General features: G+C 68.6%; 18 protein-coding genes. 8 read left to right on the top strand and 10 right to left on the bottom strand.

From position 1 onward, the window contains the following. The first annotated feature begins 2 nt into the window (after positions 1-2). From DVW87_RS10765 to DVW87_RS10740, 6 genes are all read left to right on the top strand, one after another. A complete protein-coding gene (locus DVW87_RS10765; RefSeq protein ID WP_114687756.1) occupies positions 3-716 on the top strand; it encodes a phosphocholine cytidylyltransferase family protein in 714 nt (237 codons plus the stop codon). Beyond that, positions 713-1,837 (top strand): hypothetical protein, encoded by a 1,125-nt coding sequence (locus DVW87_RS10760; RefSeq protein ID WP_114688200.1) that lies wholly within the window; start codon positions 713-715, stop codon positions 1,835-1,837. Before DVW87_RS10765 ends, DVW87_RS10760 begins: the two co-directional genes overlap by 4 nt. 9 nt (positions 1,838-1,846) lie before the next feature. After that, positions 1,847-2,971, top strand: coding sequence for a CDP-alcohol phosphatidyltransferase family protein (locus DVW87_RS10755; RefSeq protein ID WP_114687755.1), 1,125 nt, complete (start codon positions 1,847-1,849; stop codon positions 2,969-2,971). A gap of 229 nt (positions 2,972-3,200) precedes the next feature. After that, positions 3,201-4,253, top strand: coding sequence for a diacylglycerol/lipid kinase family protein (locus tag DVW87_RS10750; protein ID WP_114687754.1), 1,053 nt, complete (start codon positions 3,201-3,203; stop codon positions 4,251-4,253). Next, complete coding sequence (locus DVW87_RS10745; protein WP_114687753.1) at positions 4,250-5,155, top strand: hypothetical protein; 906 nt, start codon at positions 4,250-4,252, stop codon at positions 5,153-5,155. The genes DVW87_RS10750 and DVW87_RS10745 overlap by 4 nt, the downstream gene beginning before the upstream one ends. Next, positions 5,152-5,919 (top strand): nucleotidyltransferase family protein, encoded by a 768-nt coding sequence (locus DVW87_RS10740; RefSeq protein ID WP_114688199.1) that lies wholly within the window; start codon positions 5,152-5,154, stop codon positions 5,917-5,919. The genes DVW87_RS10745 and DVW87_RS10740 overlap by 4 nt, the downstream gene beginning before the upstream one ends. On the opposite strand, the gene DVW87_RS10735 is transcribed toward DVW87_RS10740, so the two are convergent. Further along, positions 5,892-7,223: a lipopolysaccharide biosynthesis protein gene (locus DVW87_RS10735; RefSeq protein WP_114687752.1), complete on the bottom strand. Its 1,332-nt coding sequence runs from the start codon at positions 7,221-7,223 to the stop codon at positions 5,892-5,894. The genes DVW87_RS10740 and DVW87_RS10735 overlap by 28 nt on opposite strands. Positions 7,224-7,267: 44 nt before the next feature. Here DVW87_RS10735 and asnB point away from each other — a divergent pair, with 44 nt between their 5' ends. After that, positions 7,268-9,220, top strand: coding sequence for an asparagine synthase (glutamine-hydrolyzing) (gene asnB / locus DVW87_RS10730; RefSeq protein ID WP_181814800.1), 1,953 nt, complete (start codon positions 7,268-7,270; stop codon positions 9,218-9,220). On the opposite strand, the gene DVW87_RS10725 is transcribed toward asnB, so the two are convergent. The 9 genes from DVW87_RS10725 to cyoA form a co-directional block, all read right to left on the bottom strand. Then, the gene (locus tag DVW87_RS10725; RefSeq protein ID WP_114687751.1) at positions 9,217-9,729 is read right to left on the bottom strand and encodes a DUF2141 domain-containing protein; all 513 of its coding nucleotides are present in this window, start codon (positions 9,727-9,729) and stop codon (positions 9,217-9,219) included. The genes asnB and DVW87_RS10725 overlap by 4 nt on opposite strands. A 30-nt stretch (positions 9,730-9,759) precedes the next feature. Further along, positions 9,760-10,938 carry an LptF/LptG family permease gene (locus tag DVW87_RS10720; RefSeq protein WP_239017858.1) on the bottom strand — a complete coding sequence of 393 codons (1,179 nt, stop codon included), beginning with the start codon at positions 10,936-10,938 and terminating at the stop codon, positions 9,760-9,762. A 425-nt stretch (positions 10,939-11,363) separates the two neighbouring features. Next, a complete protein-coding gene (locus tag DVW87_RS10715; protein WP_114687750.1) occupies positions 11,364-11,897 on the bottom strand; it encodes a response regulator transcription factor in 534 nt (177 codons plus the stop codon). Beyond that, positions 11,890-13,200 (bottom strand): ATP-binding protein, encoded by a 1,311-nt coding sequence (locus DVW87_RS10710; RefSeq protein ID WP_114687749.1) that lies wholly within the window; start codon positions 13,198-13,200, stop codon positions 11,890-11,892. Before DVW87_RS10710 ends, DVW87_RS10715 begins: the two co-directional genes overlap by 8 nt. Continuing rightward, positions 13,200-13,913, bottom strand: a complete 714-nt coding sequence (locus tag DVW87_RS10705) for an SURF1 family protein (protein ID WP_420822331.1) — start codon at positions 13,911-13,913, stop codon at positions 13,200-13,202. Before DVW87_RS10705 ends, DVW87_RS10710 begins: the two co-directional genes overlap by 1 nt. After that, a complete protein-coding gene (cyoD, locus tag DVW87_RS10700) occupies positions 13,910-14,296 on the bottom strand; it encodes a cytochrome o ubiquinol oxidase subunit IV (RefSeq protein WP_114687747.1) in 387 nt (128 codons plus the stop codon). Before cyoD ends, DVW87_RS10705 begins: the two co-directional genes overlap by 4 nt. Then, positions 14,293-14,931: a cytochrome o ubiquinol oxidase subunit III gene (gene cyoC, locus DVW87_RS10695; protein ID WP_114687746.1), complete on the bottom strand. Its 639-nt coding sequence runs from the start codon at positions 14,929-14,931 to the stop codon at positions 14,293-14,295. The genes cyoD and cyoC overlap by 4 nt, the downstream gene beginning before the upstream one ends. Further along, positions 14,931-16,928 carry a cytochrome o ubiquinol oxidase subunit I gene (gene cyoB, locus DVW87_RS10690; protein ID WP_114687745.1) on the bottom strand — a complete coding sequence of 666 codons (1,998 nt, stop codon included), beginning with the start codon at positions 16,926-16,928 and terminating at the stop codon, positions 14,931-14,933. Before cyoB ends, cyoC begins: the two co-directional genes overlap by 1 nt. Before the next feature lie 17 nt (positions 16,929-16,945). After that, entirely contained in the window at positions 16,946-18,124 is a 1,179-nt protein-coding gene (gene cyoA / locus DVW87_RS10685) for a ubiquinol oxidase subunit II (RefSeq protein ID WP_114687744.1), read from the bottom strand. A gap of 124 nt (positions 18,125-18,248) precedes the next feature. Here cyoA and DVW87_RS10680 point away from each other — a divergent pair, with 124 nt between their 5' ends. After that, positions 18,249-19,589, top strand: coding sequence for an MFS transporter (locus DVW87_RS10680; protein ID WP_114687743.1), 1,341 nt, complete (start codon positions 18,249-18,251; stop codon positions 19,587-19,589). Positions 19,590-19,725: the final 136 nt, after the last annotated feature.

Genomic DNA, 19,725 nt, shown 5'->3' with positions numbered 1-19,725 from the left:
CGATGCAGGCCATCATTCTGAGCGCCGGCCGCGGATCGCGGCTGCTGCCGCTGACGGAAACCATGCCCAAGTGCCTCGTCCCGGTGGGAGGGCGTGCGATCCTCGATCATCAGCTTGGCGCACTGGCCCAGGCGGGGATCACGCGGGCCGCCGTGATCGCCGGCTATCGCTTCGACCAGGTCAGGGAACATCTGGCGGCGCACCAGCCGCCCCTGTCCGTGGAGCTCCGCTTCAACCCGTTCTGGGCGGTGTCGAGCAGCATCGGCAGCGTGTGGGCGGCCAGGGACCTGTTGGACCGCCCGTTCTGCCTTCTCAACGGGGACACGCTGCTGAGTTCCGCGCTGCTCGCCCGCGGGCTGTCACAGGGCGGGGCGGGGGTCGGCCTGGTGGTCGAGCCGCTCGGCACACCTGCGACGGACGACATGCTGGTGGCCGTTTCCGGCTCCCGCGTGACAGCGGTATCGAAGGCGCTCGACCCCGCCCGCGCGACGCACCGCTCGCTGGGGGTGGTGCTCGCCGGGGAGGAAAGCGGCTACCGGCGGGCGCTCGAACAGGTCATCGCCCAGGAGGGCGGCGTCGATGCCTATCACCATGATGTGGTCGCCATGCTCGCGCGCCAGGGGGCCGTATCTGCCCTGATCGAGCAAAGCGGATCGTGGCAGGAGATCGACCGGCCTGCCGACATACAGGCGTGGGCCGGCGGCACGAACCGATGAAGCGTCGGGTGGCCGCCCTGTTTCTCGGCGAGACGCTCCTGATCCCGCACCTCTTCCCGATCGTGGAGCAGCTGGCGGAGATCGAGCCGGAGCTGCCCATCGACCTGTGGGTGTCCACGTCGGTTCACGAGGATCTGCTCACCGCCTGGACGGCGCCGCTGAAACGCGTCCGCGTGCGCCGGGCACCCGGGTTTCGCGCGATCGCGGGTGGCGCCGAGGGAAACATGCCGCAGCTTCCGGGCAAGCTGCCGATGCTGCTGCGGCTGTTGCCGCACCTCGCCCGCGTGCCGGTGGTGCTCTGTGCCGAGCAGACCAGTTTGTGGTTGCCCCGGCTCTTTCCCTGGCTCCCGACGCGGTTCGTCAAGACATCGCACGGCGTCGGCTCCATGAGCGCGCGCGACGACCGGCGGCGCAGGGCGGCCTTTCACACGTTGGTGCCCAGCGAGCAGGAGCGCGCAACCTATCTCGCGCGCGGCATGCCCGCCGAGCGCATCGTCGCCACCGGGTACGTGAAGGCCGGCTTTCGCCAGCGCACGCCTGCAAGCACGCTGTTCGCGGAAAAGCGCCCGATCCTGCTGTACACGCCGCACTGGCAGCCGCATCGCTCCTCCTGGCCCGCCTGGGGGGAGCGAGTCGTCGCCATGCTTGCGGCGCAGCGGCGCTGGAACGTGATCCTCGCCCCGCACCAGCGGCTGGTCGAGCGCGCACCGGAGGTGCGGTCGGTGCTGAAGGCAGTGGCGCACCTGCCGCACGTCCATTGCGACCTGGACAGCTTCGCCACCGTTGATGGGAGCTACACCGCGGCGGCCGACCTGTACCTCGGCGACACCTCCAGCCAGGTGATCGAATTCCTGGCGCGCCCCCGCCCGGTGGTGTTCCTGAATCCGTCCGCGCGCGACTGGCGCACGGACGCTTCCTATTCGATGTGGCGCGCGGGCGAGGTCGTCTCGGACCTGGCGGAACTCGAACCGGCGATCGAGCGCGCCGGGCAGGGGCACCCGGCCTTTGTCGAGCCCCAGCGCGAGATCGCTGCCGCCATGGGGGATGCCAGCGGCGCGGGGGCGCGCCGGGCGGCGGAGGAGGTGCTCCGCGTCCTCGCCATGCCGAGACGCGCGCGCTAAGGGGCCGCCATGTCGAGCAATCCGAATCCGCCAACCCCGCCGCATGTCGTGCCTCTGGGCAGCAACGACGTTTTGCTGTGGGGCATGACGGCGCACGAGCGGCTGCGGCGGATCGCCGCGGCGCAGAAGCTGCCGTTCGGTGCAGCGGGCGAGGGGCCGGCGATCCTGGCCAATCTCGCGTTCGTGTTCGACCCCGCATGGCTCGCCTACCTCAAGACGCGCCCCAACACGGTGCTGACACGCGACAACGTGCCGGTGCTGGCCCATGTCTCCGCGCGCGACCGCGGCGCGGTGGTCCACGCGGCCGAGACGGGAGCGGCCCTGCCGTCCCATCTCGAGGTGATCCCGGCGGAGCGCGAGGAGGGGATCTTCAACGAAGCGCTGCGCAAGCGCGAGCGGCCCTTTGCCGAACGGCTGGTGCCCGCCAACGTGCCCGCGATCGAGCGGGCGAGCTACCTGGGTGCCTACAAGGGCGTCACGGACGTGCTGACCAAGTATCTCTGGCCGGAATGGGCGTTTGCGCTCACCAGGCTTGCGGCGCGGATCGGTCTTTCGCCGAACGGCGTCACGGCGATCGGGACGGTGTTGTGCATCGTGTCGACAATCGCCTTCTGGAACGGCTGGTTCTGGAGCGGTCTTGCGACGGGGCTCGCCTTCATGGTGCTGGATACCGTGGACGGCAAGCTGGCGCGCTGCACCATCACGTCGTCGGCCCTGGGCAATGCCTGGGATCATGGCATCGATCTGGTGCATCCCCCGATCTGGTGGTGGGCCTGGGCGGTCGGCTGCGCCGTCTACGGACGGCCGCTTTCCGACGGCATGTTCTGGGCGGTGATGGGGGCAATGCTGTTCGGCTATGTCGCACAGCGGCTGATCGAGGGCGCGTTCATCGTGCGCTTCGGCATGCACATCCATGTCTGGCAGCCGTTCGACAGCCGGTTCCGCCTCGTCACTGCCCGGCGCAACCCGAACATGGTGATCCTGTTTGCGGCACTCCTCGTCAGTCGGCCGGACTGGGGCATCATCGCGGTGGCGGTCTGGACGATGGTGTCGCTGGCGGTGCATCTGTTGCGGCTCGTCCAGGCGATGCTGGAGAAAAGCGCGGGCAGGCCGGTCGTCAGCTGGCTGGCATGAGACCGCCTCGCCCGCCGGCCTGATCGCGCCTGACGCGCGGGCCGCACCGCATCGGCCCCGCGAATAGCGCAGCCCGGCTCCTCGGTCCGTCGCATGGGCCGAGTGAATGCCGCTTGTGTCTGCGTGAAGATTTCATATTTGGGTCATTCAACCGTCATTGTGACGGCCGCCATCTGCTAGGACGTTCGTACATGACCGATGTTTCAATTTTGCGGATGTCGCGCCGGTAATGAACCGTCTTCCCTCCGCGGCCTGGGCGCTCCCCCGGAACGATGTCGGGGCGATCGCCGGCATCGCGCCCGGTCAAGGACGCGAGCTTGCCTGGCCGGCACCTGTTCCAAGCCCGGGCTTTCGCTTCACGAAAGGTTCGCCGCGTGTGGCGATCGTGAGCAACCCGCGCAGCCGGCGCAACCAGACGGCCGAATTGTCGACGCGCGTGGCGCCGGGCATGCTGGCCGCCGCGCCGACGACGCCGCGGCAACTCGCCGACACGCTGGCGTCCTTTGCGGCGCAGCGGATCGACCTGCTCGTCATTGATGGCGGGGACGGCACCGTGCGGGACGTCCTTACCGCGGCCGGGGAGGCGTTCGGGGACGCGCTGCCGCCGCTTGCGGTTCTGCCATCGGGCAAGACCAATGCCCTTGCGTTCGACCTGGGAATACCCCTGGAGTGGTCGCCGGCGGATGCGCAGGAGGCGTTGGCGGCCGGCAAGGTCCAGACGCGCCCGCCGATCGAGATCGTGCAGGAAGACGGCACGATGCTGCGCGGATTCCTGTTCGGCGCGGGCGGCTTCGTTCGTGCAACGGAACTTGCGCAACATGCGCACCGCCTCGGAGCCTTCGGCAACCTGGCCGTCGGGCTCTCCGTTGCCGGTGCGCTGGCCCAGTCGCTGGTCGGTGGCAAGGCCAATCCATGGCGCGCAGGGGAGCGGGTCGGCGTCGTCAATCTGGTGACCGGCGAAACGAGCGAGCGGGACTTGTACCTGCTGTTCGGATCGACGCTTGAGCGTCTGCCGCTTGGCTTGCGCCCGCTGGGTCGCACCGCTCCCGGCCTCGATATCCTCGCGATCGATGCGCCGCCGCGGCTGTTGCCCATCGCCGCGCCGGCGATCCTGGCGGGACTGGAGGGGGAGTGGCTCCAGCGCCTCGGCTATCATCATTGCCATGCCACGCCGGCTTTTGCGGTGTCGCTGAAGAACGGCTTCATTCTGGATGGCGAATTGTTCGCGGGCGGCAACCTGAGCGTGCGGACGGGCGCGCCGATCCGCTTCGTCACGCCTTGACCGATCTCCAGCGATTCGTTGCCGCCGAGATCGAGCGGCCCGTTTCCCGCGAGATCGCGGAAGCCGGCCGTGCCGTGGCGGCGCGGCTGGGCGGCTGCGCGGTGCTGTTCTACGGATCGGTTCTGCGCACCGGCGATCTCGACGGCGTGCTCGACTTCTACGTCCTGCGCGGGGACGAGGCGCGCCCCGGCGTGGTGGCCGCCTGTCTCTGGCCGGACGTGAGCTATCACGAAGTCGCGGTGAACGGGCGCACCATCCGCGCCAAGGTCGCCTCCATGCAGCTCGCCACCTTTGCCCGCGCCGTTCGCGGCGACATGCTGGACACGACGATCTGGGCCCGCTTCGTTCAGCCGGTGGCGTTGATCTGGGCCGACAACGCGGCCACGCGCCAGCGGGTAGCCGCCGCGATCTGCGATGCGGCGGTGACCGCGGCGGGGTTCGCTGCGCTGCATGGCCCCCGGCGCGGAGCGGCGGGTGATTTCTGGCGCGCGCTGTTCCGCGCCACCTACCGCACCGAATTGCGGGTGGAGGCGCCGGGCCGCGAGGACCAGATCCTGTCCTATGATCGGCGGCGGTACGACGAGCTGCTGCCGCTGGCATGGACGGCAGGCGGCCTCGCGTTTGCCGGCGACGGCACCCGGCTCGCGCCATGCCCGACCGAGGCGCAGTTGCGGGCGCTTGCCCGATCGTGGATGCCGAGCGAGGCGACCGGCAAGTGGCTCAACCTTGCCCGTCTGGCCAAGGCGGCCTTCACCTTTGAAGGGGCGGCGCGCTACGCCTTGTGGAAGGTGGAGCGGCATACGGGCCTGCGCATACCGCTGACCCCGTTCCGGGAGCGCCACCCCATTCTCGCGGCGCCGGGCGTGCTTTGCCGCGTGTGGCGGCGATCCGCCGCGCAATGACCTTTGCCGCGCTGATCCTGGCGGGTTCGCGTGGCGGGGAGGACCCGGTCGCCTCCCACGCAGGCGTGGCGGACAAGGCCCTGGTCGATATCGACGGGCAGTCCATGCTGTCGCGTGTCATAGGAGCCGTGAGGGAGGCGGGCGTGGGCCGGATCGCGGTGTCGGCGCAGGGTCCTGCCGTGCAGGCCGAGGCCGATCGTTGCGGCGCGACGCCGGTCGCCGCGGAAGCGGGCCCGAGCGCCAGCACTGCATCGGGTTTGCGCACGCTGGGAGCGCCGCTGCTCGTCACCACGGGCGATCACGCGCTCCTGAAGCCCGAGTGGGTGCGGGATTTCGTGGCGCGGGTGCCCACGGGAACGGATGTCGCGGTGCTGGTGGCGCGCCGCGAGGCCGTGGGGGCGGCGGCGCCGGGTTCGCGTCGCACCTATCTGCGCTTTGCGGACGGCCATTGGTCCGGCTGCAATCTCTTCTTTCTCGCCACACCCCGTGCCGAAGCGGCCGTCCGGCTGTGGCAGGCGGTGGAGAAGGATCGCAAGCGGCCGTGGCGCATCGTCCGGCGGCTGGGGCCCGTTCTGTTGCTGCGATACCTGGCCGGGCGGCTGACGCTGACCGAAGCGGTGGCGCATCTCGGGCGCCGCGCCGGCGTGGTCGCGGCGGCGATCGCCTGCCCGGACGGGCTGGCCGCGGTGGACGTCGACAAGCCGGCGGATCTTGATTTCGTTCGCGGCTATCTCGCTCAGGCGCGCGTGCCGGATCGAGCGTAGCGCAGCACGGTTGCGCCCAGAAGCAGCGCGCCGAGCAGCGAGGAGGCGAACACGCCGATGCTGGCACCCGCCGCACCGATCCGCGGCAGCAGCGCCAGGGAAACCGCGATCTGCAGCACGATCCCTGCCGCCCGGCTGGCAACCGCGGTGGCCGATCGGTTTGCCGCCAGCAACACCGGTTCGAACGCGACCACGGCAAGGTCGATGCACCCGGCCGCCGCCAACCAGAGCAGCAGCGAGTACGCCGCCGCGTAGGCGAGATCGCCGCCGACCAGCACCAGAACGGGCCGGCCGAGCAGCGCGATCACCGCCAGGATCACCAACCCGGCGCTGCCGCTTGCCAGGAACATGCGCCCGAGCACCGGGCCGATCTCCGCCGGCGTGGTCCGGCGCACGGCGCGCACCACCTCCGGAAACGCGGCACGGGCGATCAGTTGCGCCAACTTGGCCAATGCCTGCGCAAGCTGCAGGGCAAGCCGGAACGCGCCCGCCGCGGCCGGGCCGGCGAACCCGCCGACGAGCAGCAGCGGCACCTGCTTGGTCGCGAGGCCGAGGCTGGAGACAAGGTTGCTGCTGAGGAGGAACCGGCCGAGTTGAGGGTTCTCGGACGCCAGCGCCCGGCGATCGAGGCGCGCGCCCCAGATGCGGGCGCCATCGCCATTGCGCACCAGCAGCCACCAATAGGCGGCGCCGGTGGCCAGTTCCGCCGCCGACCAGGCCCACAGGAACGCATGCAGCGTGGGCGCGAACACGGCCGCCGCGACCGCGCCGAGCAGCCGGACCAGCGGCGTGACGCTGTCGGCGGCAGCCGCCTGGCCGAAACGGTCGGACAGGCGCAGGATGCCGATCGCCGCAGAGCGGATCGTGGCAAGCTGCGCCACGGTGAAGATCATGGCATCGCGCATCAATGCCGGCGGGATGCCCAGCCTTTCGTGCCAGATGGCGAGGATCGCCGCGGCCAGGACGATGCCGGCCAGGGCGCTTCCTGCATCCAGCAGCACGCAGGCGCGGTACAGCCGGCCCAGCGCCTTTTCTCCGCCGGGTGCGAGGTGATCCGTGCCGTAGCGGACCACGACCTGCCACGTCTGAAAGCCGACAAGGGTGGCTAATCCCTGTGCGGCGCCCGTGATCAGGGCGAAGCGGCCGAAATCCTGGATGCCCAGCGTCCGCGTGGCGATCGCGAGGTACAAAAGTGAGAACAGCGCCAGCACGCCGCGGCTCGCCAACAGCCAGCCCAGGTTGCGCAGGACGGCGCGCATGCCGCCGGGCCGTGCCTCCTGCGTGACCTTTGTGCGCGAGAACATCGTGCGCGCCTAGGTTCCCCGGTTCGACGCTGCAAGGCCGCGTCATGACAAACCGGCATCGCCGGCCTATATCGCGTGCGCCTTTTTCGGAGTTCCACATCATCTGCGGCATCGCTGGTTTCTATGCGCGCGGGCAGGCGCCCGTTGCGGCGGCGCTTGTTGAGCGCCAGTGCGACACTCTGGTTCATCGCGGGCCGGACAGTCACGGCATCCTGACCGACGGCGATTTCGGTTTCGGCATGCGCCGGTTGAGCATCATCGATCTGCCCGGCAGCGACCAGCCGATCCGCAGCCACGACGGCCGCCATGCGATCGTCTTCAATGGCGAGATCTACAATTACCGCGTGCTGCGGGACGAACTGCGCGCCCTGGGGCACCGGTTTTCCACGCAGGGCGATACCGAGGTGGTGCTGGCGGCGTGGCGCCAATGGGGCGAAGCGGCGTGGGACCGGCTGGATGGCATGTTCGGCACCGCGATCTGGGACGGGCACACCCGCCAGCTGACGCTTGCCCGCGACGCGATCGGCATCAAGCCGCTTTACTACAGCTGGCAGGAAGGGAAGCTGGCCTTCGGATCGGAGCTGAAGGCCGTGCTTGCCGTACCCGGCCTGGCCTTCGACCCCGATCCGCGCGCGGTGCATGAGTATTTCAGCTTCGGCCATGTTCGCGCGCCGCGCTCGATCTATCGCCAGGTCGCCGTCCTGCCGCCCGGCCACGTTCTGGAGATCGGGCCGGCCGGTGAGCCGCAGCTTCGCGCCTTCTGGTCGGCGCGGTACATGCCGGCGGCACCCCGCCCGCTTGACGAGTGGGTGCAGGACTTCCGGGAAACCTGGATGGAGGCGGTCGGCAGCCAGATGCTGGCGGCCGATGTCGAGGTGGGCGCCTTTCTGTCCGGCGGCGTCGACTCCTCCGCGGTGGTCGCGGCGATGGCCCGGCTGTCGGACAGGCCGATCAAGACCTTCACCATCGGCTTTGCCGAGCGCGCCTATGACGAGTCCCCGCATGCCGAGGCGGTCGCGCGCCATCTCGGATGCGACCATCGTACGCACCGGCTGGTGCCGGCCGCAGCCCAGGCGATCCTGCCCGCCATTCGGCACGCCTATGACGAACCCTTTGCCGATCCGTCCGCGGTGCCGACCTGGTATCTGAGCCAGCTGGCCGCGCAGGAAGTGAAGGTCGCCTTGTCCGGCGATGGCGGCGACGAGCTGTTCTTCGGCTACAAGCGCCACCTGACCGAGCGGCGGCTCGGCCGGTTGCCGGGCATCGCCCGCCGCGCGGCACGGACGTTCGCCGATCTGCCGCCGCTTCCCTGGCGTGCCGGCAATCGCCGGCTGCAGCGCTGGCAGAAGACCGCGCGCAGCGCCGGCCTGCCGACCGGGGGCGCGCGCTTCTTCGCCAAAACGCAGATCACGTCCCCCGAGCTGCGGCGGCGGCTGTTCGCGGACACGCTGCTGGACGGCCGGGACGGCGACGATGCGGTGTTGATGCTCGCCGACGAATACCAGCCCGACATGGCGGAGATCTCCACCGACTCGCTGGAGCAGTTCGCGATGTGCGACCTCCGGCTGAACCTGCCTGCAGCGATGCTGACCAAGGTGGACAGGGCGAGCATGGCGCACTCGCTGGAAGTGCGCGTGCCGATGCTGTCCAGGGCGATGGTCGATCTTGCGCTGTCGATGCCGGCGGACGTGAAGCTCCGCGGCGGCGTGGGCAAATACCCGATCCGGGCCGCGGTCGCCCCATGGTTGCCGGCCGGGATCCTCGACCGACGCAAGCAGGGGTTCCAGATGCCGCTGGCCGAGTGGTTCAGCGGCGATTTCGGCCGTTACGCGGAGGAGCTCTGGCGGGAGAGCGGTGTCGCTGCCTCAGGCTATGTCAATGCAGCCGCCGTCGAAGGCATCTTTCGCGAACACCGGACGGGACGCCGCGACCATGGCAGGCTGCTCTATGCCCTAGCCATCTTCTGCCTGTGGTGGGCCGCTCGCGCGGGGCGCTAGTCGCCGGTCTTCAGCGGGCCGATGTTCAGGCCGCGACGATATTGCAGGACGATCTCGGTCCGTGTCGCGGCCCCGCGCCGGAGGAGGATGGCGGTGTCGGCGAAGGCCGGCTTCATGTGCAGGAGCGACAGGTGCGGATTGCGGGAAAAGCCGCCGCCATCGTTCCAGTCGGACGATCCGTTCGCGTTCGCATCGTGGCGCACGGCGATCGCATACCGGCCGGGCGCCGGCACGGAAAGGCAGACGTCCAGGCTCTGGCGGCCGGCAGGCTCCGCTTCGACCCGCCTGACCCAGCGACCCTTCTTCAGGAACGTCGCCGGATCGGGGCCATAGGCCTGGACCCGCACCCTGCCGGTGCCGGACTTCAGCCCGGTGACATGGACCAGCACCGACGGTTCGACCCCGGTGCCGCAGGCCGGCGCGCTTTGCCGCTCCTGTGCCCCGGCCACATTGCCGCCGGCCGCCAGGAGCGCGGCACTTGCCGAAAGAACGAGCCATGCAGGAGCCATGCGGCCGCCTAGCCCGCCGTCACGCACGGATCAACGCCGCAGCGCGCGCCACCCTCGCCGAAGCAAGGCCGCGCCGGCCTCCAGCCCGCCGATCGGTTGCCCGCCCGGAGTCCGGTCCAGCCGGTACACCATCCAGCCGCCCAGGAGAGTCATCGCCAGAAAGGGCGTCCACAAGGCCACTGCCGCATCGATCCGGCCTTTCGCCGCCATCGCCGCGGCATAATCGTTCACCTTGAACCAGAAGACGACCACCGGAACCGCCAGGAAGAGGCCGAGCGCCGAGGTGGAGCGCTTGGGCGGCACGCCCAGCCCGAGCGCAAGCAGCGGCAGCACCAACATGGCCGCCACCTCCGCCAGGCGGAAATGGAGCTCTGCGCGGACAGGCGCGCGGACGCTCGCCGGTGCTCCGTCGCGCAGCTTTCCGAACAGTTCGCTGAGCGTCAGTTCCTGATAGCGGCCGGTGCCACGGGAGCGAAAGGCGGCAGTTGTGGGCAGAGGCACCCGCAAGTCGTGACTGTCGAAGGACAACGTACGTGGCGCCCCGCCGCCGGGCGCTTCCGAGACGAGAGTCCCCTGGCGCAATCGCAGAACAAGCGAGTTGCCGTCGGGCGATGCAAACACGACTGCGCTTCGCGCCGCCACCGTGATGCGCGGCTTCCCGGGCCGCTCCGCTCGCAGGAATATGCCGATCAGCCCGTGCCGGTCCGGTGCGATGGCATCCGCGGACATCATCGCACCCTGCGCGACGGCGACGAACTCACGGGCATGCACCGCCGCCCCGAACGCGCCGGCGCGCAGCTCGAATTCCAGGTGCTGGTTGGCGAAACGGGCGTGCGGCTGCACCCATCCGACGATCGCAAGATTGGCAAGCGCCAGACCGGCTGCGAAGACGAACGGCATGCGCAGCAGGCGGAAATAGCTGACGCCCGAGGCGCGAAGTACGTCAAGCTCGGCCTGCAGGGCCAGCCGGCGGATGGTGAGCAGGACGGTCAACAGCAGGCCGATGGTGAGGCCGTACGACAGATAGCCCGGAATGGTGTTTGCCAGCATGGTCCAGACGAGCCTCACCGGACCATGAAGATCGACAACCAGGTTGAGCAGCCGGCGCAGCCGATCGAGCAGCAACAGCATGGCCGCAAGGACGAGGCAGAGCGCCAGCGGCCGCCACATCAACCGGGCCATGTAGCGGTCGATCAGCGGCAGAACCATGACGCCCCCTCTCGGAACCGGGGTGCGTCGTTCACTTCGCGCGAACCCGTGTCACCGCGCCGCTCGTCCGCACGGCCGCATGCCGGCGATGGAGAGCGGAGGAACGGCGCGCTGTACCTGCGTTCCGGGCGCGGAGACGCTATCCTCGGCAGGAAAATGGGCCATGGCTGCCTGATCGAGGAAGGTGCGCCAGCTGGTACTCACTCCAGCACATATGCCGCGTCGATGGCGGCGAGACAATCGGCGTGCCTTCCTGTTCGAGCCGACCGGCACTCCGACACCCCAGCCCGGAGTCGCCGCATGGAGTGAGGGCGGTCAGGCCGCGCTGGCGACGCCCGCAAGTCTTCTACCCTCGCGCGCAGGCACGCGTTTGCGATGAAGTGGAGCAATCCCGTCGCCTGTCTCAAGCCGGCGCTGCGATCGCCTTACCGAACGGGGCGCTTCTCGAGCTTTCGCGCCAGGGTGCGCCGGTGCATGCCGAGGCGTCGGGCGGCTTCGGAAATGTTGAAGTCGGTCGCGATCAGGGTTTCGTTGATCCGTTCCCATTCCAGCGTCTTGATCGTGCTGGGGCGCGAGCCGATCGGCGCGTCCGGATCGCCCTCCGCCTTGTGGAACGCCTCCTCGATGTCATCGGCGTTCGAGGGCTTGGCGAGGTAATGGCAGGCGCCGAGCTTGATCGCCTCCACCGCGGTGTTGATGCTGGCAAAGCCGGTCAGCACCACGATCAGCATGTCCGGGTCATGCGCGTGCAGCTGCGCCACGCAGGGCAGGCCGGAGAACGCGCCGAGCTTCAGGTCGACAACGGCATAGCCGAAGCTGTGCTCTGCCAGAAGGGCGTCGAGTTCGTCCGGGCCATGTGCCACGATCACCTGATACCCGCGCCGCTCGAAAGAGCGCTTCAGGGTGGCGGCGAAGGTCTGGTCGTCCTCCAGGATCAGCAGGCAGCGCGGTTCATCCATGTCGTTCTTGCCCCTCCGTGCCCGCCATGAGCGGCAGCAGCAGCGTCACCGCCGCGCCGCCCTCCGGCCGATTCCGCGCCTCCAGCCTCCCGCCAAGCCGCCGCGCGACGTTGCTGGCGAGGAACAGCCCCAGGCCGCGGCCGGCGCCCTTGCTCGACTGGTACAGCTTGCCGAGCTGGTCGAGGCTTTCCCGGGAGAAGCCCGGGCCATCATCCGTGACGTCGATTCGCAGCATGGCCCCGCTGTGCCGCGTCTCCAGGCCGATCCCGGAGGGCGAAACCTCCGCCGCATTGTCGAGCAGGTTCCAGAGCGCCTGGCGCAGCGCCGGTTCGGCGACGATACGACCCGACACCTTGTTCTGGAAGGCAAGGGGGACCTGCGGCTGGGCGACGCGCCAGGCGTCCGCGACCTCGCGGAAAAAGTCGGTCGCCGGAACGTTGGTCATGGCCTCGCCGCGCGGCTCTCCCGCCGAATAGAGGATGTCGGACACGATCGCCTTGCAGCGCCCGACCTCCGCTTCCATGACGGCGATCTCGCCGGCCAGCTCGGAGTCGGCGGCGAAGCGGGCGTCTCGGCGCCAGTCGGCAAGGATCACCGACAGCGAGCCCAGCGGAGTGCCGAGCTCGTGCGCGGCCCCGCTGGCGAACAGGCCCATGCGCACGATCCCGTCCTCTTCCGCGGCTCGGCGCGTCAGCTCGGCCAGGTGGCGGTCGCGGGCGCGCAGGTTCCGGCTGATGCGGGTGCTGAACAGCACCAGCAGCGTGCCGACCATCACGAAGCTGATCCAGTGGCCGAGGCGAAACAGCGCGTCGGGGTTGCCGACGCTCGGCGGAAGGCGCAACGGCACGGAACAGGTGCTGAGCCATCCATAGCAGAGGCTGGCGGCCAGCATCAGCATGGCGGCCCGGCACGGCGGCAGCAGGATGGCGCCGAGCACCACCTGGAGCAGGTAAAGGGCGATGAACGGGTTGGTCGCGCCCCCGCTGAGGTAGAGCTGCCCGGTCAGGGCCGCCATGTCGATCAGCAGCGCCACCAGTTCGGTGTTGCGTACCCGGTCCTGCGGCAGCGCGAGCATGAAGCCGAGGTTCGCCGCCGCGAGCAGCGCAGCGATGCCCAGCATGGCGGGAAGCGGCAAGGGAACGGAAAGGCCGTAATGCACCGCCAGGATGGCCGCGATCTGACCGGCAACCGCGATCCAGCGCAGCTGGATGAGCTGGCGCATGTTGTCGGCGGCGGCCGCGGCCTCCTCCGACAAGCCGGCCGGGTCAGGCGGCCGCGTGAGAGCGAGAAGGGGCTTGTCCATCACCGCGCCCGCTTTGGTGCGATCAGCTGCCACGCGCCGAACGCCGACAGCGCCGCGAGCGCGAACCAGGTCAGGGCGTACACGAGATGGCTGTTGGGGAAGGCGATCACCGTCAGCCCTCCCACCGGCCACCCGCCGGGATTGGGCGTGGCATCGGCGTCGATGAAGAACGGCGCAACGGGGCCGAGCCGGCGCGCGCGCGCGATCGCGCCGACGTCGCGGGAGTACCAGCGATCGGCCGCCGGTTGGTTGGCGCGCAGCAGCGCGCCGCCCGGCTCGCTGATGCGCAGCAGGCCGGTGACGGTGACCCGGCCCCCGACCTGGCCGGCAGCGCGGCTCTGCGGCGCGCGCCGCTCCTCCGGCACGAAGCCGCGATTGATCAGCACGGTGCCGGTGTCGGTGCGAAGCGGCGTGAGGACCCAATAGCCCGCGCCCCGCTCGGTCAGCGCCTGCACCAGCGCCTCGCGATCATGCCGGAAGGTGCCCGACACGCGCAGGCGCCGATAGGCATCGTCGTGCGCGTTCACCGTCGCCCAGCGCGAGGGGGGCGGCAGGGCCACCGGCGGGGCATGGACCCGCGCGGCGGTGGCGGCGATCAGCTCCAGCTTCCAGGCGCGCCGCTGAACCTGCCACATGCCCAAACCGACGAACGCCAGCGTGGCGAGCGTGCACAGGGCAATGAAGAAGAACCGCTTGCCGCGCCCGGCGCTCACATTCCGTTGCCCATCTCCGCGGCAGCCATCGGCATCATGTTGGAATTGAGGTGATACATGATCCACAGCGACCCGCTGATCACGATCAGCACCAGCACCGCCGTGAACGCATAGGCCATCAGGGTCCAGCCTCCTTCGCTGCGGGTGTTGACGTGCAGGAAGCTCACGGTGTGGACCAGGATCTGCACAAAGGCGAGCACGATGATCAGCGCCGCCGTGGTCTGCACGTCGGACAGCACGCCGCTCATCACCAGCCAGAACGGGATCGCGGTCAGGAGGACCGACAGCGCGAACCCCATCAGGTAACCGCGGCGCGAGCCATGGCCATGGGTGTCGCCGTGCGCGTGCAGAGCCGCGTCGTGCGTGCCTTCGGAAGCGCTCATCGCAGAACTCCGAGCAGATAGACAAAGGTGAAGACGCCGATCCAGACGACGTCCAGGAAATGCCAGAACATGCTCAGGCATTGCAGCCGGCGCTTGTTCTCCACGTGCAGCCCGCGCTGCACAAGCTGCACCAGCATGACGCCGATCCAGATCACGCCGATCGTGACGTGAAGGCCATGGGTGGCGACCAGCGTGAAGAAAGCGGACAGGAACCCGCTGCGCTGCGGCGTGGCGCCTTCCGCGATCAGGTTGCCGAACTCGTACATCTCGACACCGACGAACGCCAGGCCGAGCAGCGCGGTGACGATCAGCCACAGCCGGGTCGCGCCGAGCCGGTCTTCCTCCATCGCGAGCATGGAGAAGCCGTAGGTGATGGAGGACACCAGCAGGATCGCCGTGTTCACCGCCACCAGCGGCAGCTCGAAGATCTCGCGTGGGGTGGGGCCGCCGGCATAGCTGGTGGCCATCACCCCGTAGACGGCGAACAGGCTCGCGAAGATGAGCGCGTCGCTCATCAGGTAGATCCAGAAGCCGAGCAGCGTGCCGCCGCCCGCCGAATGGTCATGCTCGTCCGCTTCGACGAGGTAGAAGGTTGGGTTGTCGGCGGGGTCGCCGTTCAGGGCATGGCTGGCCATCAGGCTGCTCCGGCGAGCAGGGCGTGCTCGCGCTCACACCGCGCCACCTCGTCCGAGGGGATGAAGTAATCGCGGTTGTAGTTGAAGGTATGGCCGATCGCGACGGCGACCAGCGCGACGAAGCTGAGCGCGGCGAGCCACCAGATGTACCACACCATGGCGAAGCCCAGGACGGCGGCGATGCCGGACAGGATCACGCCCGCCCCGGTGTTGCGCGGCATGTGGATGGGGCGGAAGCCGCCATCCGGACGCGCATGGCCCCGGCTCTTCATGTCGTACCAGGCGTCCAGATCGTGAACGACCGGCGTGAACGCGAAATTGTAGGCCGGCGGGGGCGAGGAGGTCGACCATTCCAGCGTGCGGCCGTTCCAGGGATCGCCGGTGGTGTCGCGCAGCTTCTCCCGGTTGATGATGCTAACCGCGATCTGGATGACGAAGGCCAGGATGCCGAACAGGATGATGACGGCCCCGATCGCGGCGATGACGAACCAGATCTGCAGGCTGGGATCGTCGAAGTGCCGCACGCGGCGCGTCGTGCCCATCAGGCCGACGATGTAGATCGGCGTCCAGGCGACCCAGTAGCCGATCACCCAGCCCCAGAAGTGGAGCTTGCCCCAGAACGGGTCCAGCTTGAACCCGAAAGCCTTGGGCCACCAGTAATCGATGCCGGCGAACAGCCCGAACACCACGCCGCCGATGATGACGTTGTGGAAATGGGCAACGAGGAACAGCGAGTTGTGGAGCACGAAGTCGGCCGGCGGGACGGCCAGGAGCACGCCCGTCATGCCGCCCACCACGAAGGTGAGCATGAAGGCCACCACCCAACGCATCGGCAGCTCGAAACGGATTTCGCCCCGGTACATCGTGAACAGCCAGTTGAAGATCTTCGCACCCGTCGGGATCGAGATCACCATGGTGGCGATGCCGAAGAAGCTGTTGACGCTGGCGCCCGATCCCATGGTGAAGAAGTGGTGCAGCCAGACGAGATAGGAGAGGATGGTGATGACCACGGTGGCGTAGACCATCGACGAATAGCCGAACAGCCGCTTGCCGCAGAAGGTGGACGTCACCTCCGAATAGATGCCGAACACGGGCAGGACGAGGACGTACACCTCCGGGTGGCCCCAGATCCACACCAGGTTCCAGTACATCATCGGGTTGCCACCAAGGTCGTTGGTGAAGAAGTCGGTGCCGATATAGCGGTCGAGCATCAGCAGCGCGAACGCGCCGGTGAGGACCGGGAAGATCGCGATCGCCAGCACGTTGCTGCACAGGGCGGTCCAGCAGAACACCGGCATCTTCATCATGGTCATGCCGGGCGCGCGCATCTTGATGATGGTCGTGACCATGTTGATCGCCGACAGCGTGGTGCCCACACCCGCGATCTGCAGCGCCCAGAGATAATAATCCGGGCCGGTATCGGGGCTGTTCTGAAGGTTGGTGACCGGCACGTAGTTCAGCCAGCCGCCGCGCGAGAACTCGCCCACGAACAGCGACACCATGACCAGCCCCGCGCCCGCCGCCGTCAGCCAGAAGCTGAGATTGTTCAGAAACGGAAAGGCCACGTCGCGCGCGCCGATCTGCAGCGGCATGACATAGTTGATGAGGCCGACCACGAGCGGGATCGCGACAAAGAAGATCATGATCGTCCCGTGCGCGGAAAAGACCTGATCGTAATGGTGGGCGGGCAAATACCCCTCGTTGGCGCCGAACGCCATCGCCTGCTGCGCCCGCATCATCAGCGCGTCGGCAAAGCCCCGCAGGAGCATGACGATGCCGAGCATGATGTACATGATGCCGATCTTCTTGTGGTCCACGCTCGTGAACCACTCGCTCCACAGCCAGCCCCACAGCCGGTACCTGGTCACCGCCGCGACGATGCCCGCACCGAGCAGCACGACGACGATGAAGGTTCCGAGCAGGATCGGCTCGTGAACGGGAAAGGACTCGAAGGTGAGACGTCCGAAGATCGTCTTGAGGATTGGTGAGTCGAACATGCTGGCTCCGGGGCCGCTCAGGCGGCGGCCGTGCCGGAGACGCCCGGCACTGGGGGAAGGGTGGTCTGCGACATGTCGCGGTTCTTCGGCGAGGCGGGCTGGGTCGAGCCGGGCGGCTCGGACCCGCGCGGCTTGGTGACGTTGGGGGCGGAGCCCTTTTCGTCATTGTCCTTCATCAGCGCGCCCTCCGGCTTGTTTCCGTGCGGCGGAACCGACTGCCGGCCGGCCGGCATGCCGGCGCCCACACGATTGTCGAACGGCGCGCCGCCGGCATGGCTGTCGTGGCGCATGATCTCGCTCATGCACGGCTTGCCGGGCTCCACGCAGCGCTCGACCACGCGCCGGAACAGGCTGGGCTCGACCGCGCCGAAGTGGATCACGGGCACGCGCTCGCTCGGCTTCTCCAGCGCGATGAACCCGGCGGTGTCGAGGGTGCGCCCGCTCGCCCGCGCGGCGGCGACCCAGCTGTCGAACCCGGCCCTGTCCAGCCCCTGGAGGCGGAAGTGCATGTCGGAAAAGCCCGCACCGCTGTAATTGGCGGAAAAGCCGTCAAAGGTGCCGGGCCGGTTCAGCACCGCGTGCAGCGTGCTCTGCATGCCGGGCATGGTGTAGATCATGCCGGCCAGGGTCGGCGCATAGAAGGTGTTCATCATGTTGGTGGAGGTGAGATCGAACCGCACCGGCTGGTTCACCGGCAGCGCAACTTCGTTCACGGTCGCCACGCCGAGCTCGGGATAGATGAACAGCCATTTCCAGTCGAGCGAGACGACCTGGATGCGCAGCGGCTTCACCTTGGGATCCGCCGGCTGGCTCGCCGAAATCCGGTTCAGCGGCCGGAACGGATCCAGCAGATGGGTGCTCCACCAGGTCAGCGCACCCAGCGAGATGATGATCAGCAACGGCGCGGACCAGATCACCAGCTCCAGCGCGGTGGAATGGTCGAAATCGGGATCGTAGGTCGCTTCCTTGTTGCCGCGGCGATATCGCCACGCGAACACGACGGTCAGCGCCATCACCGGCACGATGATGAGCAGCATCAGCGCCGTGGAGATATAGATGACGTCACGCTGCTGGAGCGCCACGTCGCCGGCCGGGTTCAGAACCGCCCGCTGGCAGCCGGCGAGCAGCAAAGGCAGGCCTGCCAGTGCTGCCCGGCCCAGCCGTTGCGGGCGTGCGAGGAATAGGTGTTCGCGCATGGTGGCCCGATAGCCTCGAGGTCGTGGCGAGGCCCATTGGACATTTTGTCCTATCCCCGTTCTCGCGCGTTCTGGTGCATGGAGACGCCATGTTCTCCTGCCGTCTTTCCGGAGCGATTGCGCCATGACTGCCCCGATCGCCGCGTCCACCTCCACGCCGCTTGAGCGCGATGCGCGCCTGGTGAACGCCCGCGAGCATCGCATCGCGCCCGGCGAGATCGCCATTGGCGTGATCGTCGGGCGAACGTCGGAATTCTTCGACTTCTTCGTCTATGCGATCGCGTCGGTGCTGGTGTTTCCGACGCTGATCTTTCCCTACGTGGATCGCTTGACGGGGACGCTTTACTCGTTCGCGCTGTTCGCGCTGGCCTTTATCGCCCGTCCGCTCGGCACGCTGATCTTCATGGCGGTCGATCGGCAGCATGGGCGCGGCGTGAAGCTGACCATTGCGCTGTTCCTGCTCGGCGGATCGACCATGGCGATGGCTTTCCTGCCGGGATACGCCCAGGTCGGCGGGGTGGCGGCATGGCTGCTGGCCGCGTTCCGCATCGGTCAGGGCCTGGCGCTGGGCGGGGCATGGGACGGCCTGCCGTCGCTCCTGTCGCTCAACGCGCCGGCCGATCGGCGCGGCTGGTATGCCATGATCCCGCAGCTCGGCGCGCCGCTCGGCCTTCTGGTCGCGTGTGGGCTGTTCGCGTTCTTCCTGTCCAGCCTGTCGCCGGAGGACTTCCTCAGCTGGGGCTGGCGCTATCCGTTCTTTGTCGCGTTCGCGATCAACGTCGTTGCGCTGTTCGCGCGCCTTCGGCTCGTGGCGACGCCCGAGTTCCAGCGCTTGTTCGAGAATCGCGAGCTGCAGCCCGCGCCGGTGGGCGAGACGCTCCGCGCCGAAGGCCGCACGGTGGTGCTCGGTGCGCTGGCACCCCTGGCCAGCTTCGCGCTGTTCCACCTCGTGACCGTGTTTCCGCTTTCCTGGGTGACGCTGTTCACCGGCGAAAGCGCGTTGCGGTTCCTGGCAATCGAGATGGTCGGGGCGCTGGTGGGCCTGCTCTCGATCCTCGCCTCCGGCCTGATCGCCGACCGGGTGGGGCGGCGCGCCGTGCTGGGCGTGTCGGCGATCCTGATCGGCGCGTATAGCGGCTTTGCACCCCAGCTGCTCAACGGCGGCGGCTTTGGCGAAATCGTGTACATGCTCGGCGGCTTCGTGCTTCTGGGCCTTGCCTTTGGGCAATCTTCGGGCGCGGTGACCTCCAGCTTTTCGAGCGATCGCCGCTATACCGGCGCCGCGCTTACCGCCAATCTCGCGTGGCTGGTCGGCGCCGGCTTCGCGCCCCTGGTGGCGCTCACGCTGGCCAGCAGCTTCGGGCTCTGGTCGGTGGGCGCCTATCTCCTCTCGGGCGCGGTGGCGACCCTGACGGCGCTGGGCATCAACAAGGAATGGGCGCGCCGCGAGGCAAGCGCCCGCTAGGCGCGGCTGATTTTCGCTCCCAACGGGCTTCGCAGGTGAAAGGACGGCCGTCGCGGCAAGCGGCGGCCGCACAGCACAGGCACCGCTTCCGGCGCAGATCGCGCGTGCGGCAGCGGGACGGTGCGTTTGCACGATC

This window comes from Sphingomonas aracearum (genome assembly GCF_003345355.1).
GTDB classification, from domain to species: Bacteria; Pseudomonadota; Alphaproteobacteria; order Sphingomonadales; family Sphingomonadaceae; genus Sphingomonas; species Sphingomonas aracearum.
This window is presented reverse-complemented; position numbering and strand designations above follow the sequence as displayed.

Excerpts from the sequence above, each read along its gene's own strand:
- DVW87_RS10715 (WP_114687750.1), bottom strand. The coding sequence starts at position 11,897 with ATGGATGAACCGCGCTGCCTGCTGATCCTGGAGGACGACCAGACCTTC.
- DVW87_RS10765 (WP_114687756.1), top strand. The coding sequence starts at position 3 with ATGCAGGCCATCATTCTGAGCGCCGGCCGCGGATCGCGGCTGCTGCCG.
- asnB (WP_181814800.1), top strand. The coding sequence starts at position 7,268 with ATGACAAACCGGCATCGCCGGCCTATATCGCGTGCGCCTTTTTCGGAG.
- DVW87_RS10755 (WP_114687755.1), top strand. The coding sequence starts at position 1,847 with ATGTCGAGCAATCCGAATCCGCCAACCCCGCCGCATGTCGTGCCTCTG.
- DVW87_RS10680 (WP_114687743.1), top strand. The coding sequence starts at position 18,249 with ATGACTGCCCCGATCGCCGCGTCCACCTCCACGCCGCTTGAGCGCGAT.
- DVW87_RS10735 (WP_114687752.1), bottom strand. The coding sequence starts at position 7,223 with ATGTTCTCGCGCACAAAGGTCACGCAGGAGGCACGGCCCGGCGGCATG.
- DVW87_RS10725 (WP_114687751.1), bottom strand. The coding sequence starts at position 9,729 with ATGGCTCCTGCATGGCTCGTTCTTTCGGCAAGTGCCGCGCTCCTGGCG.
- cyoA (WP_114687744.1), bottom strand. The coding sequence starts at position 18,124 with ATGCGCGAACACCTATTCCTCGCACGCCCGCAACGGCTGGGCCGGGCA.
- DVW87_RS10750 (WP_114687754.1), top strand. The coding sequence starts at position 3,201 with ATGAACCGTCTTCCCTCCGCGGCCTGGGCGCTCCCCCGGAACGATGTC.
- cyoD (WP_114687747.1), bottom strand. The coding sequence starts at position 14,296 with ATGAGCGCTTCCGAAGGCACGCACGACGCGGCTCTGCACGCGCACGGC.
- cyoC (WP_114687746.1), bottom strand. The coding sequence starts at position 14,931 with ATGGCCAGCCATGCCCTGAACGGCGACCCCGCCGACAACCCAACCTTC.
- DVW87_RS10760 (WP_114688200.1), top strand. The coding sequence starts at position 713 with ATGAAGCGTCGGGTGGCCGCCCTGTTTCTCGGCGAGACGCTCCTGATC.
- cyoB (WP_114687745.1), bottom strand. The coding sequence starts at position 16,928 with ATGTTCGACTCACCAATCCTCAAGACGATCTTCGGACGTCTCACCTTC.
- DVW87_RS10740 (WP_114688199.1), top strand. The coding sequence starts at position 5,152 with ATGACCTTTGCCGCGCTGATCCTGGCGGGTTCGCGTGGCGGGGAGGAC.
- DVW87_RS10710 (WP_114687749.1), bottom strand. The coding sequence starts at position 13,200 with ATGGACAAGCCCCTTCTCGCTCTCACGCGGCCGCCTGACCCGGCCGGC.
- DVW87_RS10720 (WP_239017858.1), bottom strand. The coding sequence starts at position 10,938 with ATGGTTCTGCCGCTGATCGACCGCTACATGGCCCGGTTGATGTGGCGG.